Below are 15,315 nucleotides of genomic sequence, written 5' to 3'. Positions count from 1 at the left end.
TTCTAAATTATTAATAGTACTTAAAGTATAGCATTATTTGTGATACTCGTCATTTTCTTATCTAAGTCCAAAGCAAATATCTTCAAAGTTTTTGGGGATAAAGTTTTATATTTAATGATAACTAATGTTTTTTATAATTTAAAAATAGTTTTTACCTTTAGTAATTGTTAGTATGGTATAATAAAGATAGTTGAAATTTGGAGTAAAGGAGTGTTAACAATGGGTTTTGATGATTTTAAGCAGCTGGTAGATAATATGCAAATTAATTTATATCTTACAGATATTCAAACAAATGAAATAATTTTTATGAATAATAAGATGAAAGAAACTTATAATTTGAAAGATCCAGAAGGTAAAATATGTTGGAAAACACTTCAAAAGAATCAAAGCGGACCATGTCCATTTTGTCCACTTATCAAATTAAAACAAATTAATAATTTATATCAGTCGATTAGCTGGCGTGAAAATAGTGATCTTACTAATCGTATTTTTGAAAACTATGATAGTTTAATTAAATGGGAAAATGGTAAAATTGTTCACATGCAACAGTCAATCGATATTACTGATTCTGAAATCCTAAGTCACCAGGCTAGTATTGATGACTTATGTGGATTATTAAATCGTCGTGCTGGAAAAGAAAAACTGCTCGAGTTTATGGTGAAAAAGAAAAAAGCTAAAGAAAGCTTTACAATTGCTTTATTAGATATAAATAATTTAAAAAGAGTAAATGATTCTTTTGGTCATCAAGAAGGAGATTTTTTATTAAAACAAATTGCTTATGCAGTAAAGCAGGATCTTGATAAGGAAGATCTTATCTTTAGATTAGGTGGAGATGAATTTGTTCTAGTTTTTGGGCATAAAAATACTAAGGATAGTGCTAAATTTTTAATTGAGAATCAAAAAAATATACAAAAGCTGCAAGCTTTATACAATAAGCCTTACGGATTTTCATATGCTTTTGGAATGTATACAGTTTTACCAACTAATAAATTGACTGTTAATGATGTGATAACTAGAGCAGATGAACAAATGTATCAGGAAAAGTTGCGATATCGTCGAACTCAGTTAGCAGAGTTGGAAGATGTTTCAGTAGGATCTACTAATGTAGCTTGTTTTCAATATGATCCAACACAACTTTATGAAGCTTTGATCAAAAGTACCGATGATTTTATTTACATATGTAATATGAAGACAGGTATTTTTAGATATTCACCAGCCCAAGTAAAAGTTTTTAATTTACCAGGAGAAATTATTGACCATCCTTTACCATTTTGGAAGGCAATCGTACATCCCCAAGATTGGGAACGTTTTTATAAATCAAATATGGCAATTGGCGAAAATAAGATGGATTATCATTCTGTTGAATTTCGAGCGATGAATAGTGATGGTGAGTATATTTGGTTAAAATGTCGTGGACAGTTAATGCGCGATGAATTTGGTGAGCCTAATTTATTTGCTGGAATAATGACACAGTTAGACCGTCAAAATAAAATTGATCCCCTAACTCATTTATATAATCGTCAAGAATTTGCGAAAGCTTTTGAGCTTAAGACTAAAGATAAAGCAATCGATAATCTTGGAATTATGGTTATTGATATTGATGACTTTAAAAATATTAACGAAATATATGACCGTTCATTTGGGGATTTTATTATTAAAACAGTAGCCCAATTGACTCAGGCAGTTTTGCCAGGTAATACTAGTATTTATAAATTGGATAGCGATCAAATGGGGCTGTTGATTGAAAATAGTACCGAATTGGAAATTACTAAATTATATAATGAGATACAGAAACAATTATTGCATGAACAACTATTAAAACGTTATAAATGTCCGATTCAAATTTCAGCTGGATGTGCAATTTATCCTAAAGATGGGTTAACATATAATGAACTAAATAAATATGCTGATTATTCATTACAATATGCCAAGGATAATGGAAAAAATAAATTAACTTTCTTTTCAAACTACATCCTTGAGCATAAGATGCGTTCATTAGAAATTTTAAAATATATTCGTGAAAGTGTAAGTGATGATTATCGTGGCTTCGAGTTAAATTATCAGCCCCAAGTTGAGGTGAGTAGTAAACAAATCAAAGGAGTTGAGGCATTGTTAAGATGGCAGTGTCAAGAATTAGGAAAAGTATCACCAGTTGAATTTATTCCCATTCTTGAAGAGAGCGGGCTAATTATCCCAGTTGGTCTATGGGTTATAAAGAAAGCAATTCAGGCTTGTTCGAAGTGGGTCGTATATGATCCTGAATTTTCTGTTAGTATTAATGTATCTGCGCTTCAGATGTTAAATAGTGATTTTGTGAAAGATGTAAAAAAGGTTCTGAAAAAAGAAAAGCTGGCACCTAAAAATATTGTCTTAGAATTAACAGAGAGCTATATGGTTAGGAACATGGATTTACTAAGAACAATTTTTGAGCAGCTTCGCGAATTGGGATTTAAAATTGCAATGGATGATTTTGGAACGGGGTATGCCTCATTGGAAATTTTAAAGACTGTTCCTGCTGATATTGTCAAGATTGATCAAACGTTTGTACGTGATATTAAGATTAGTAAATTTGATAAAACTTTTATTCGTTTTATTGCTCAAATTTGCCACGATGTTGATATTGAGGTATTGTTGGAAGGAATTGAAACAGAAGAGGAATTTAATGTTGTTGAACCGATGGAATTAGATTATATTCAAGGATTCTTGTTTGGACGTCCTCAAAGTGAAGAAGAAATTACGAATAAGTTGATATAAATTAAAAATGCTATGTTATCATAGCATTTTTAATTTTACGTATTTAATCCATAGTAATAGGAGATAATTTCAGAAAAATAATATAACATAATACGATTATCAATTTGAATAATAGAATCGATACTGCTAATTGGTAAGGAAATCGAAGGTAAAACAAATGCTAAATCAACTAGAGGTAATAATTCAGAATTACCATCAATCGTGATTAAAACTATTTTTGCACCTTTAGCAGAAGCTTCTTTAATAAAGTTTTCATAAGTATAAGTAGAACCAGAAACACTATAGATAATACAAAGATAATCTTGATTAATAGAGTTAATTAGATAGGTAAGCTGAATATCCTCGCGTACACTTTGAATAAAGCGATTATGAGAGTATAAAGAATATTCTAACTGACTAGCAGCAAAATAGGTATTGTTGATCCCAATTGATAAGACATGTGGATATTTGTCAATCAATGATGCTAGTTCTTTTAGTTGATGATCATAATCTAGAGCACCAAGTTCTAAAATCGTATTACTGTATTCTTGAGAAATCTGACTCAGTAATGATTCGTTGCTGAGTTTTTTTTCATCGTTATTTTTAAAACTTTCTTCAACAGAATATTTGAATTCTGAGTATCCACGGTATCCAAGCTTTTGATAGAAACGTAGGATTGCAGACTTAGAAGTTTCACAAAGGTCGCCTAAAACAACAATGGAGTTATTAACGATTTGAGGATCTTCTAAGATACGAGCACAAATTTTACGTTCACTAGGTGTAAACTCAGTATAATGAATGGCAACTGTTTTTTTAAAGTCCATATTAATACCTCTTTTTCTTATTTATAATTATATCGATAAACCAAATTAATTACAATAGAGAAAATTCCCATAACAAAAAATAATATTGATAAATTTCTCAACGGTGATATAATTGCAATGTAAACGCTTTTACATAAGAGGGCTTTTGGACATTATCCGGAGATGTCTAAAACAAAAAAGGAGAGAAAAATGAAAGATAAATTTACTGCACTGATCTGTAAAGTATCAGGAAATCGCTTTTTAAATGTATTGAGGGATTCTTTTGTATTGGTTGCTTCACTGACATTAATTGCTGGATTTGCAATTATGATCAGTTCTGTATTTATTGACCCCAATGGGATTATTTTTGGTTCATCTGGACTTGGTCTAGGGGAGATGATCTTTGGAAGTGAGAAAGAGTTCTTAGCATCAGGATTTGCTCAAATGCTAGTACAAGGACAAAATATTTTTAATTTTTTTAGTAAAGGGGCTATGTCGATCAACGCTCTGTTGATTGTGGTGATTTTTTCATATAATGTCTCAAGAAAATATTTTAGTGATAATCGTGAGCATATGGTTTCAGTGATGTATGCTTTAGCAGCATTTTTTATTTGTTTGCCTTGGGATTTTAATTATACAAGTGCTAAGGGAATCGAGGTCGATATTAATGGAATTATTAATTCGAATTTTTTAGGTCAACAAGGAATCTTTTTTGGACTGATTGTTGCAGGTAGTGCTACATTTATATTTAATAAATTATCTAAGTTAAATATTTCAATAAAGATGCCGGATTCGGTACCTCCAGCTGTAGCTCAGAGTTTTGAATCTTTAGTGCCGGGGATGTTGACATTATTTGTCTTTATTATTGCAACCGTTATTAGTAATACTTTTGCTGGTGAATCATTACCGGAGTTTATTTTAACAACGCTTCAAGCACCAGCTTTAGCAATATCTAAAACCGCAGCGTTTGCTCTAGTTTCCCAAATTACATGGCCATTATTCCAGTGGCTGGGAATTCATCCAACTGCTATTTGGGGAGCAATTTTTGGAATGACCTGGGATATTGCTGGAAACGAAAATGTTTTAGGTGTTGCTAAACATTTATATACAACGATGTTTATGAATTATTCAACTATTGCAGCGGGAACATTTGCTTTAGCACCAGTATTATCGATATTATTTTTCTCAAAACTAAAACAAAATAAAAAGATTACCAAAGTGGCTTTAGCTCCAGCAATTTTTAATATTAGTGAACCGATTACATTTGGATTACCAATCATTTTAAATCCAATCTATTTTATTCCCTTTATTATTGTGCAACCATTGTGTTTCTATATTGCGGTATTTTTTACTAAGATTGGTTTTATCCCAGTAGTATGTAATAATGTTCCTTGGACAGTACCACCGATTATTTCGGGAATTTTGTTTACTGGAACAATTGCAGGCGGGTTAGTGCAACTAATAAATCTAGTTATATCAATGGCAATATATTACCCATTTGTTAAAATAGCTGATAAAATGGAATTAGATAAAATGACTGAAACCGAGAAATTAGAAGCGGTGGAGACAAAAAGAGTAAGTTTATTAAGAGGCAGAAAAAATGAAACTAAGATTAGCTGAAATCTTTACATCGAGAATGGTTTTGCAACATGGCAAAGAAATAAATATTTTTGGAACCGGTGAAACAAATCAACAAGTAACTATTACTATTCAAGGACAAACCGCAACAACAACAATAATAAATAATAATTGGTTGATTACGCTGCCGGCGCTAGAAATAAGTACGGATGAAACATTAATAGTTTCAACTGGATTAGAAACTATTACGTTATCAAATATTTTAATTGGAGATGTTTATTTTTTAGCAGGTCAATCTAATATTGAATTTAAATTTAAAGATTGTGATTCAGTAAAAGTTGATCAGGAAGTATGCTATGATCGATATTTAAGGTATTATGAAGTTCCACAAATTGAATATGAGGATGAAAATATCAAAATACCGCCCATTAGAAATCAAGGCTGGCAAATATGTGATAATCAAACGATTAATGATTTTTCAGCAATCGGTTATTATCTTGCTTATTATTTGCGTCATGATATAGACATCCCAATCGGATTAATTGCAGTTAATAAAGGTGGTACATCAGGTTCTTGCTGGATAAATGAAACATATCTTCAAAAAAATCAAGAAATCAAAAAAGTATACTATGATGAATATTATCAAGCAATCATGAATCAAACAGAAGCACAAGAAGATTTAGAAATAGCTAAATATAAAGAGCGTGTTAAGCAGTACCAGCAAAAAGTGGCATTATATCAGCAAACTTATCCAGAACGTAATATGAGCCAGTTAAAAAAAGATGTTGGACATACACCATGGCCGGGACCGCGGGGGAAAAAAGATTTTTGTCGTCCAGCAGGACTATATTACACGATGTTTAAAAAAATCTGTCAATATAGTGGTAAGGCAGTTATTTGGTATCAAGGGGAAGAGGATACTAAAAATGCTTATTTATATCATCAATTGCTACAACTGGTGATTGAAAATTGGCGTGAAGATATGAAAGCTCAAATTCCCTTTATTATTGTGCAATTACCTGAATATGATGATGATAAGAATGATAACTGGCCTATTTTAAGAGATGCCCAGCAGCAGGTTTGTAGAGAAGTACCTGCTTGCTATTTAGTTGTAACAATGAATTGCGGGGAAGAATTTAATATCCATCCCCAAAATAAAAAAACAGTCGGTCATCGTATTTTTTGGCGAATCAAAGAACTTTTTTATGATAATCAATTTAATGGGCATTCTCCGAAGATAATAAATATTGAAAATAATTCTAAAATTATAATTGAGTTTGATCAAAAATTACACAGTAGAGGTATTAATAATTTTATTTTAGAATTACCAGATCATCAAGTTGAGACAGTTGGGATAATTAAAGAAAATAAACTGCTGGTTGAGCGACCTGCCCAAGTTAGAACAATTAGTTATGGATATCAAAATTATTGTAAGATAAGCATTTTTGGAGAAAATAATTTACCTATTGCACCTTTTAAAATACAATTAACTAAATAATCTGTCATTTTTATTTAAGAGCAATGATATTTGTAGTGTCCTAAAAAGTTAGGGTAACTTTAGGCGGTCACTACAATCGGCTCTTTTTCTTTTTAGTTCAGCAAAAAGAAAAAGAATTTCAGAATCTTAAATTACTATTTAATTTTATTCAAAAAGTCCCCTATAATCGCATAATTGTGTTAAAATGACTTGGAGAAAGAAGGTGGTAAAAAATGAAAGTCGAGCCTGTACCCCAGTGTTGCGATAGTCTAGAGGATCATTTACCACTAAGATCAGGTATCTAATCCCCAATAAAGGAGGAAACTTATGATCGATACAATTACCAGCGATGAGCTGAAGGATATTCTTTTAAATGGAACGCCAGAAACAATAAAAAAAGTAATAACTAATATTCATCCGGCTGATATTTTAGATATTCTTCATGAAGACGAGGATAGTATTAAAGCATTAATGGACAATCTTCCTAATGATGTTGTTGCCAGCATTATTGAAGAGGAAGATGATGAAGATGACCAGTATGATTTACTGAAATTATTTTCAGATGCTAAACAAAAAGAAATCTTAGATGAAATGTCTAATGATGAAATCACTGATTTGATCGGTGAACTTGAAGAAGATGAAAAACAGGCTATCTTAGATAAGATGGACAAAGAAGATAAAGAAGATGTTGAGCGACTGTTAACGTTTGATCCTGATACGGCCGGTGGGATCATGACGACGGAATATATTAGTATTCGTGCGCGCAATACCGTTGAAAAAACTTTAAAATTTCTTCAAGAAAACACCGAAGAAGATACAACTTATTATCTTTATGTAGTTGATCCACAAAATATTTTAAAGGGTGTTGTATCTTTACGAGATATTGTTACTAGCTCGTTTGATACAGCTATGCTGGATATTACTAATACAAATGTAAAAACTGTATTATATAATGAAGATCAGGAAGAAGTAGCAAAAAAATTTCAAAAATATGGATTTATCATGATGCCGGTAGTTGATGAAATGGACCATTTATTAGGAGTTATCGAGTTTGACGATATTATTGATATTATTCAAGAAGAAAGTACAGAAGATATTAATTTATTAGGGGGAGTAAATTCTGAAGAAAGACTAGATTCATCTGTTGGAGAATCGGTCAAGAGTCGGATTCCCTGGTTGATTGTTAATTTATTTACGGCAGTAATGGCGGCTTCCGTGGTTAGCTTTTTTGAAGGAACGATTGCTCAAGTAGTTACACTTGCAACTGTTATGCCAATAGTTACAGGAATGGGCGGTAATGCAGGAACTCAGTCTTTAACAATCGTTGTACGAGGGCTTTCATTAGGTGAAATGAGTAAAGAGAATGCAACCTGGATCATGTTAAAAGAAGTAGCTGTTGGTTTTTGCAGTGGTGTGATAATAGGAATTATAGTTGCGTTAGGCTCAATGTTATTTGAAGGAAATCCAGTTTTTGGTTTAGTAACGGGATTAGCCATGTTTTTAAATATGATTTTAGCAAATATTGCGGGTTATTTTATTCCGGTTATTTTGGAAAAATTTCATATTGATCCAGCTCTAGCAAGCGGAGTTTTCGTCACAACTGTAACTGATGTATTGGGATTTTTCTTTTTCTTAGGATTGGCAACAGTATTTTTGCCATATTTAATTTGAGGTAATTAAGTATGGAAGTAAAATATGTGAAAAAGAATATTGCTAAAATCATAATTAGTCTATTTTTCATTATTATGATGCTGTTTGGAGCAGCTTTTGCATTGATTTGGTTTAAACATATTTTTAATTATATGACATGTTTGATTGTTGCGATCGTGGTTTTTATTGTAATTATTATTCTTAATAAAAAAGGACAAATTTGTCGCAATGTTGAAATTGGTGAACAAGGGTTAGTTGATCATTTGGGAACCTTGGAGTATCGCGAGATAAAAAAAGTTATTTATGATAATAATAGAATTGAAATGAATTATGGTTTTGCTAATATTGTAACAAAATACCATGAAGTTTTGCTCGATAAACTTCAAGAACAAGGCGTTACAATGATTGAATATAATGGTCGTCTTATTAATTTTGAAAGAGTTTCACTTTTAATTATTTATGGTTTAGGGATATATTTCTTTTATAATTTATTTGTTTTAATTTTTGGAATAATTTCTTGCTTAAACTATAACTATGAGATTATTAATAGTCTTGGCATAGTTGTTCGAGTTTTGAAATTAATAAGTATTTTGCTAGCACTATTTGTATATAACCGGTTAAAAAATAAAAAAGCAACAGTGATCATTATAATTGTAATTATTGTAGGATTTATTGTATGGGGACAGTCTGTTAAAATAAAAACATACCATGATTATTATGGGAAGTTTGCTTGTATCATGAAAGAACGTGAGTTAAATATTTATAAAGATATTATCGCAGAATATGGAATTTTAGATAAAACGATTAATAATTTAGATAGTTATAAAGTTGCAGATTTAACCAATTATGAAAAAGTAATTGTGTATCAAGGAACGAATATATCAGGACAGTATATTGTCCATCGAGATGTAAAAAATAATAATTCAAAAGAGCAGATCTTTGCTTATTATAATGGGAAAACTTTTACTCACGGAGCTTTGCATATAACTTTTAATGATGGTAAACTAGCTATTATAGATTACAATGGAGCGGTTTATGATTATGATAAACTAAAGCTGGTTAATGGTTATATTCTCGAAATATATAAAGATAATGAAGTGAAAAAGTGTTTAATTTTTAATTATTTTAAAGGTTATGATGATGACGAATATCGTCGTTCTTGGGAATTGGTTATTTCTAATCTTAATGATGGTAAACAAAACTTGTATATTTTAAAAGATTCAGATGATGAAAAGGTAAGACCACAACCAAATAATAAGTCTGAAAATAAAATAGATGCACAAACTGAAACAGACCATGTAGTTAGTGATGAGATTAAAGTAAGTAATGGTGAAAAGTTGATAAAAAAGATGGATAGTATTAATATTACAGCCTTTGAATCAAATGAAGATTTTGTTAAAATAAAAGCTGACAGTAGTGATTATAATGAAATTGTTTTAGAGGTGGCAAAACAATTCACAATTATAAATAATACTGATAAGAAAATAGATACACAAATTCTAGGGATTACTATAATGTCTGGCAGTCTTGAGGAATTTGGTGTTGCAACAAATGATCGCCAAGATGTTGAAGATATTGGTAAAGTTAAAAATACTTATTACTATCGAATTAGAAAAGTTGGTAATTATTATTTGGCAGCCCGAGTTGGTGATGATTGTAGTGTCAATGTTGGATTAACCATGCTAGAGCCAGTGATTGCGACAGATACTTCACAAACAACAGATTTTCTTTATCGAATTGATGGTAAAAAATATTTAGGAAATCGATGGGGAGATATAGGAGGATAGAGATGGAAGAAAAGTTAGATGAGATGATTGTGTTATTAAAAAATATTGATAAGAATTTACAAATTTTAGTTGATGAAAAAAATGCAGTAAAAGTAAAGAAACCAAGTAATGATGCAATCTTAAAACAATTTGAAGAAACTGAAAAATTATTTAATAAAGTAATGAATAAAGGTAAGTAAATTATAAGCAATTGCTGTAATTAGTGCAGTTGCTTTTTATTATTAAAGAAGATAGCTGTCTGTTTAATATGTTTTTGTAGTCAATTAGGGATAAAAAAACAAAGGTTTTTAATAAACCTTTGCTTTTTTTATTTCTATAATTATTTAAAACTGTATGTGATTATCTTATTGCTTTGCTTTTTTTAATAACAGTTACTAATGCAAATAATGATAAACTTGCAACAATAACAAATGGTGCAATCATTGTTGAATCACCAGTTTTAACACTTGTAGATGTTGATGGTTGAGTTGCTGGTTTTTCAGTATCGTTAGGAGTATCACTAGGATTATCAGTAGGAGTATCTGGCTCTTGTAGATCCAAACGAATTGTTTCACCAGTTTCTAAATCACGAGCATATTTACTCATAAATTCCCACATTAATTTAGCATCTGGAGTATAGTTCCAATGTCCCCAACCATAAATACGAGCCATGCTGATTTCTACACCTTTGGCATTTTCAATTGCACCAACATCGATTTTAGCAATATTTTCAGCGGTTGGCTCAATTGTATAGCGTTTTGTCCAAGGAACACCATATAGATATGCATCTTCATCTTTGATGTCTTCAACTTGAGTAACTTCCATATCATTTAATTCTTGATAAAGTTGAGCTACTTGTAATCCTGCATTTAATTCTGTTGTATCAAATGCATCTTTACAATATTCATCACCATCACCAGTGAAGAAAATAATTGGCATATCATATTTATCTTTATTAGCAGCAACAGCTTCTTTATTTAAGTCACTTGCACCGAATGGCCCGGAATGACCAGCTCCAGCAGCAAAGTATTTAGCATCTGATAGACCGGCATTTGTTGTATTTCTACTTCCGGCAGATAATCCAGAAATATAAATTCTTGATTGATCGATCTGTGGATATTTCTCTTCAATGATCTTTAACATTGTAATAACATCTGAATCAGGAGTTTCATTAGAATCATCAGTCATTGGATCGTATGTATATCCTTGATATGTATGACCTTGCCACTCAGGACAAATTAAGATTACACCTTCTTCACTTGCTATTTGTGCCCATCCTGAAGTATCATATTGAGTTCTAGGATCATTTGTATTACCGTGGAATAGAATAACTACTGGGACACTTCCTGGTTGAGCATCTTTAGATTGTTCAGGAATATATTCATACCATAATGAATCAGTACCATCTTTATCTAAATCTTGAGTAACTACATGACGCTCAATATTATCGATTGCATCAACAGAATCAAAATATTGGTATTTTCTTGCTTGATCAGCTTCTTTATCACCAGAAAGTAATGGTCTAGAGTACCAAGTTGCTGTTTGTTTATAGACTTCACTATAGTTACCAATTCTTCCAAATTTTTCTAAAACAGTATTCCATGCATCTTTTGTTGCATCAGCAGCACTTGTTTTTGTATCGCTATTAACAACAACGATTTCATAATGACTTTCTGGGTTTTCATAATATCCATCTTTTACCTTACCAGCATTATTTGCTTTTACATAACTATTGATAACAGCTTGATCATCAGTTACTAAGTAAGTAGGAACAGATACTTTAACTTCTTGCCCTTGAGCTGGATTAATTAAAGCAAGTCCAGATACAAAGTTCATATAAGATGTTAAGTTTTGATTAATGAAAGTTGCTCCATCACCAATCCCAATTAATTTAAAGTTATTTGAAACACCAATTTTACCTACGATCGTTTCAAAACCTATAACATCATCATCAGTAAAAGAAATGCCATTAGCAGGTCTAGCAACATAAACTTTGCTTGCCGCCCGATCAACAATATCTTTTATTCCTGATTCATTAATATATTTTTGTGCTTCTTCATCTGTTAAATTTCCATCAGGATAAACAACGAAAGTTGCAGCAGCGGCAGCATTGACTGATTCAATACTTAATTTATCGCTACCACTGTAAACATAGGCTTCGCTCATTTCATTAACTGAGGCCTTGTAAGCTTCAACGTACTTTGGTAATGTATCTATTTTAGCCTTTGCACCATTGCTTGAAAGCTCAATTGCATCAGGCGCCCAGGCAACTTCTGGATAAGGTTGTGAAATAGTTGTACCATCTAATAGACCGCTAATAACTTGTGCCATATCGTTGAAATATTGAATTGACATTTCGTTAGGTCTTTGGGCATTGTCTTCCCAAAATTGTTGCCAGCGATGACCAGCTAAAATAGATAGAGAAGGATTTTCATTTAAAATAGTTCTAGCTAAAGCACATCCTTCGTTTAAAGCAGCAATTGGGTTTCCACCATTTGTTTCAAAAAGTGCCCAAATAAATCCACTGCCAAATGTATCACCAGTAAATAATGCTCCATGAGTGGTATCTGTAATCATAAGAGAGCCTTCGGTATGAGCACTGACAACATTGAATACATATGGGGCACCATAAATGTTAACAGTATCACCATGATTAACTTTTGTGATTTTACTATCAAATTGAGTGATTGCTTCCGCGGCAGCAGCATAATCAGGTTCACTGATATATACTTTTTCAACGTCAACGTCTGCGAATACTGTTTCTGATCGTCCAAAGCCAGTATGATCACCATGACTATGAGTAATAATAATTGATAACGGCTTATTTCCTGTCATTGAATTTACGATTGTTTTTGCATTTTGAATATCTTCATCGTTTTCAGAGCCATTTCCTAAATCAACTAATAATACACCGTCTTCTTCTAGTACAAAATACATAGATGATGGGTTATTTGTTACGCCGCTCTCATCTGTTGCACCACCAGGAAGTTTTTTTGTTCCCTCATCCCAGTGATAAATATTATCCTTGATTTTCTCTACTTTGTACCTTCCTAATTCAGCATATCCATCATCAGTAAGATCTGTTAAAAATGCATTTCCATTTGGATCAAGTTCTACTACTTTAGATGCTGTTGATTTGGATCCTTGGTCTCCTTCGGCCTGTACCGCACCAATACCACTTAATGCGAACATCAGGCTTAGGGAACCAATAAAAAATTTTTTCTTAAACATTTCTTTTTTCCCTCCTTCATTATAAATATTTTATCACAGCGGCTTTATGAAAGCGATTACAAAAACTGATGGTAAGTATCATAATTTGATACCTAATATCATAATTTGATTGATATTTATACAATTAAATATGATATAATCATTAAATAACTTACTTATTTATAAATTAAAACTGTTAAATAGAAATTCTACACTAATAACGATATTTAGTAATTATATGATTGAGACATAGGATTTATCCTATGTCTTTTTTTGTTTTAAAATTATCGTAGCGAATTTTTCTAACTAAAAAATGAGATAATAATAACTTACATCTTTGTAAGATAACTATGTAATAAAAAATAATTGTGTATAATAAAAAAGAGGAGATCGTTATGAAAATATTAATTATTGAAGATGATTTAGAATTACGAGAAGAATTAAAAGTTTTATTAGATAATAATGGTTACCAAGGAATCATTCTAAAAGATTTTAAAAATGCGTTAGAAGAGATTTTAGTAATAGATCCAGATTTGATTCTATTAGATATTAAGATTCCATTTTTGAATGGACAGCAGCTATTAAAAAAATTAAGAGAAAAATCAACTATTCCAGTTATTATGGTTACAAGTAAAGATAGTGAGATCGATGAAATTCTTGCATTAAGCTATGGTGCTGATGATTATATTACTAAACCATATAATCCAACGATTTTATTACTGCATATTGAAGCTGTTTTTAAGCGACTCCATAAAGCTGAACCAAAACTGACTTATCAAAATATTAGGGTTAATTTGATGAAAAGTACGTTAGAAAAAGATGATCAGGAATTATTGTTATCTAAAAATGAGATGGGAATTTTTTATTATCTTCTTATGAATCAAGGGAAAATCGTAACTCGTGATGATATTATGAATTATCTATGGGGTACGGATAAATTTATTGATGATAATACTTTGACAGTTAATATGACTAGACTAAGAAAAAGACTTGAAAAGATTGGCCTTTTTGATGTGATTGAAACAAGGAGAGATCAGGGGTATATGTTAATATGAGAATAAAAGAATACTTACTAGATAGACTGGCCTATCTAGTTTTATTAATAATTATGATTGTGAGCGTGCTATTCTTCTTATTGATGTTTAAAGTTTCAAATGCATTAATTTATGCTATTGTTTTAGTTATGCTTTTATTTAGTGGTTTGCTTATTGGATATGATTATTATCAAAAACATGCTTTCTATAATAATTTTCGCATTAAATTAAATCAATTAGATAAAAAATGTTTAATTACAGAATTGATTGCTCAGCCTGATTTTCTAGAAGGAAAGATTTTATATGAGGCATTGTATGAGATTGATAAGTCAATGTATGAGGAGATTGAGACTTATCAAGATAATCTTAAGAATTTTAAAGAATATATTGAATTATGGATTCATGAAGTTAAATTACCAATTTCTAGTGTAAAGTTGATGATTCATAATCATGAACATAATGAAAGAAAACTAAAGGATCAAGTTAGTCGAATTGAAAATTATGTAGAACAAGTTTTATATTATGCCCGACAAGATAGTAGTGAGAAAGATTATTTGATTAAACAATGTGAATTAGGAACAATTATTAGAAATGTTATTAAGAAGAACCAAGATAGTTTATTGTATCAAAATATTAAGATCGAAATCGGTCAAGTTAATTGTTCTGTTTTAAGCGATAGCAAGTGGCTAGAATTTATTATTAATCAAATTGTTAGTAATAGTATTAAATATCGGCGTACAGATAAGTGTAAAATAGCTTTTAATGTGATTAGAAGGAATAATATTGCTTTAGAAATAATTGATAATGGTCTGGGAATCAAGACTAGTGATCTAACGAGAGTATTTGAAAAATCATTTACTGGTGAAAACGGGCGTCTTGTTTCTAGTTCTACGGGGATGGGCTTATATATTGTTAAGCGATTATGTGATAAATTAGGTCATAAGATTATAATTGAATCTAAATATAGTGAGTATACGAAAGTAACAATTTCTTTTAATGATGAGCAATATTACAAGGTTGTAAGGTGATGTAAGTTATTTCGATGTTACCAAGACCGCCTTTTT

Annotated in this window: 10 protein-coding genes; 8 read left to right on the top strand and 2 right to left on the bottom strand. The window is 30.9% G+C overall.

The genetic code is table 11. The features are described from left to right. The first annotated feature begins 219 nt into the window (after positions 1-219). Positions 220-2,754, top strand: coding sequence for a bifunctional diguanylate cyclase/phosphodiesterase (locus EYR00_RS15195; RefSeq protein WP_003535648.1), 2,535 nt, complete (start codon positions 220-222; stop codon positions 2,752-2,754). A gap of 35 nt (positions 2,755-2,789) precedes the next feature. On the opposite strand, the gene EYR00_RS15190 is transcribed toward EYR00_RS15195, so the two are convergent. Then, complete coding sequence (locus tag EYR00_RS15190) at positions 2,790-3,557, bottom strand: MurR/RpiR family transcriptional regulator (RefSeq protein WP_003535649.1); 768 nt, start codon at positions 3,555-3,557, stop codon at positions 2,790-2,792. A gap of 189 nt (positions 3,558-3,746) precedes the next feature. Between EYR00_RS15190 and EYR00_RS15185 the strand changes: the two genes are divergently transcribed. The 5 genes from EYR00_RS15185 to EYR00_RS15165 all read left to right on the top strand — a co-directional run bounded on the left by EYR00_RS15185 (position 3,747) and on the right by EYR00_RS15165 (position 10,207). Continuing rightward, complete coding sequence (locus EYR00_RS15185) at positions 3,747-5,156, top strand: PTS sugar transporter subunit IIC (RefSeq protein WP_008792586.1); 1,410 nt, start codon at positions 3,747-3,749, stop codon at positions 5,154-5,156. After that, a complete protein-coding gene (locus tag EYR00_RS15180; RefSeq protein ID WP_003535652.1) occupies positions 5,137-6,612 on the top strand; it encodes a sialate O-acetylesterase in 1,476 nt (491 codons plus the stop codon). The genes EYR00_RS15185 and EYR00_RS15180 overlap by 20 nt, the downstream gene beginning before the upstream one ends. A 306-nt stretch (positions 6,613-6,918) precedes the next feature. Then, the gene (gene mgtE, locus EYR00_RS15175) at positions 6,919-8,262 is read left to right on the top strand and encodes a magnesium transporter (RefSeq protein ID WP_003535653.1); all 1,344 of its coding nucleotides are present in this window, start codon (positions 6,919-6,921) and stop codon (positions 8,260-8,262) included. Between the two features lie 11 nt (positions 8,263-8,273). Next, the gene (locus EYR00_RS15170) at positions 8,274-10,028 is read left to right on the top strand and encodes a hypothetical protein (RefSeq protein WP_003535654.1); all 1,755 of its coding nucleotides are present in this window, start codon (positions 8,274-8,276) and stop codon (positions 10,026-10,028) included. A 2-nt stretch (positions 10,029-10,030) separates the two neighbouring features. Continuing rightward, positions 10,031-10,207 (top strand): hypothetical protein, encoded by a 177-nt coding sequence (locus tag EYR00_RS15165; RefSeq protein WP_003535655.1) that lies wholly within the window; start codon positions 10,031-10,033, stop codon positions 10,205-10,207. A 160-nt stretch (positions 10,208-10,367) separates the two neighbouring features. Here the strand turns inward: EYR00_RS15165 and EYR00_RS15160 are convergent, their stop codons facing one another. Then, positions 10,368-13,238, bottom strand: coding sequence for an MBL fold metallo-hydrolase (locus EYR00_RS15160; protein WP_003535656.1), 2,871 nt, complete (start codon positions 13,236-13,238; stop codon positions 10,368-10,370). 374 nt (positions 13,239-13,612) lie between these two features. Here EYR00_RS15160 and EYR00_RS15155 point away from each other — a divergent pair, with 374 nt between their 5' ends. Continuing rightward, complete coding sequence (locus tag EYR00_RS15155) at positions 13,613-14,272, top strand: response regulator transcription factor (RefSeq protein WP_008792589.1); 660 nt, start codon at positions 13,613-13,615, stop codon at positions 14,270-14,272. Then, positions 14,269-15,279, top strand: a complete 1,011-nt coding sequence (locus EYR00_RS15150; RefSeq protein ID WP_003535659.1) for a sensor histidine kinase — start codon at positions 14,269-14,271, stop codon at positions 15,277-15,279. The genes EYR00_RS15155 and EYR00_RS15150 overlap by 4 nt, the downstream gene beginning before the upstream one ends. Positions 15,280-15,315: the final 36 nt, after the last annotated feature.

The organism is Thomasclavelia ramosa DSM 1402 (assembly GCF_014131695.1).
In the GTDB taxonomy this organism is placed as follows: Bacteria; Bacillota_I; Bacilli_A; order Erysipelotrichales; family Coprobacillaceae; genus Thomasclavelia; species Thomasclavelia ramosa.
The sequence above is the reverse complement of the archived record's forward strand: the minus strand, read 5'-3'. Positions and strand labels throughout refer to the sequence as shown.

Excerpts from the sequence above, each read along its gene's own strand:
- EYR00_RS15150 (WP_003535659.1), top strand. The coding sequence starts at position 14,269 with ATGAGAATAAAAGAATACTTACTAGATAGACTGGCCTATCTAGTTTTA.
- EYR00_RS15170 (WP_003535654.1), top strand. The coding sequence starts at position 8,274 with ATGGAAGTAAAATATGTGAAAAAGAATATTGCTAAAATCATAATTAGT.
- EYR00_RS15155 (WP_008792589.1), top strand. The coding sequence starts at position 13,613 with ATGAAAATATTAATTATTGAAGATGATTTAGAATTACGAGAAGAATTA.
- mgtE (WP_003535653.1), top strand. The coding sequence starts at position 6,919 with ATGATCGATACAATTACCAGCGATGAGCTGAAGGATATTCTTTTAAAT.
- EYR00_RS15185 (WP_008792586.1), top strand. The coding sequence starts at position 3,747 with ATGAAAGATAAATTTACTGCACTGATCTGTAAAGTATCAGGAAATCGC.
- EYR00_RS15195 (WP_003535648.1), top strand. The coding sequence starts at position 220 with ATGGGTTTTGATGATTTTAAGCAGCTGGTAGATAATATGCAAATTAAT.
- EYR00_RS15180 (WP_003535652.1), top strand. The coding sequence starts at position 5,137 with ATGAAACTAAGATTAGCTGAAATCTTTACATCGAGAATGGTTTTGCAA.
- EYR00_RS15190 (WP_003535649.1), bottom strand. The coding sequence starts at position 3,557 with ATGGACTTTAAAAAAACAGTTGCCATTCATTATACTGAGTTTACACCT.
- EYR00_RS15160 (WP_003535656.1), bottom strand. The coding sequence starts at position 13,238 with ATGTTTAAGAAAAAATTTTTTATTGGTTCCCTAAGCCTGATGTTCGCA.
- EYR00_RS15165 (WP_003535655.1), top strand. The coding sequence starts at position 10,031 with ATGGAAGAAAAGTTAGATGAGATGATTGTGTTATTAAAAAATATTGAT.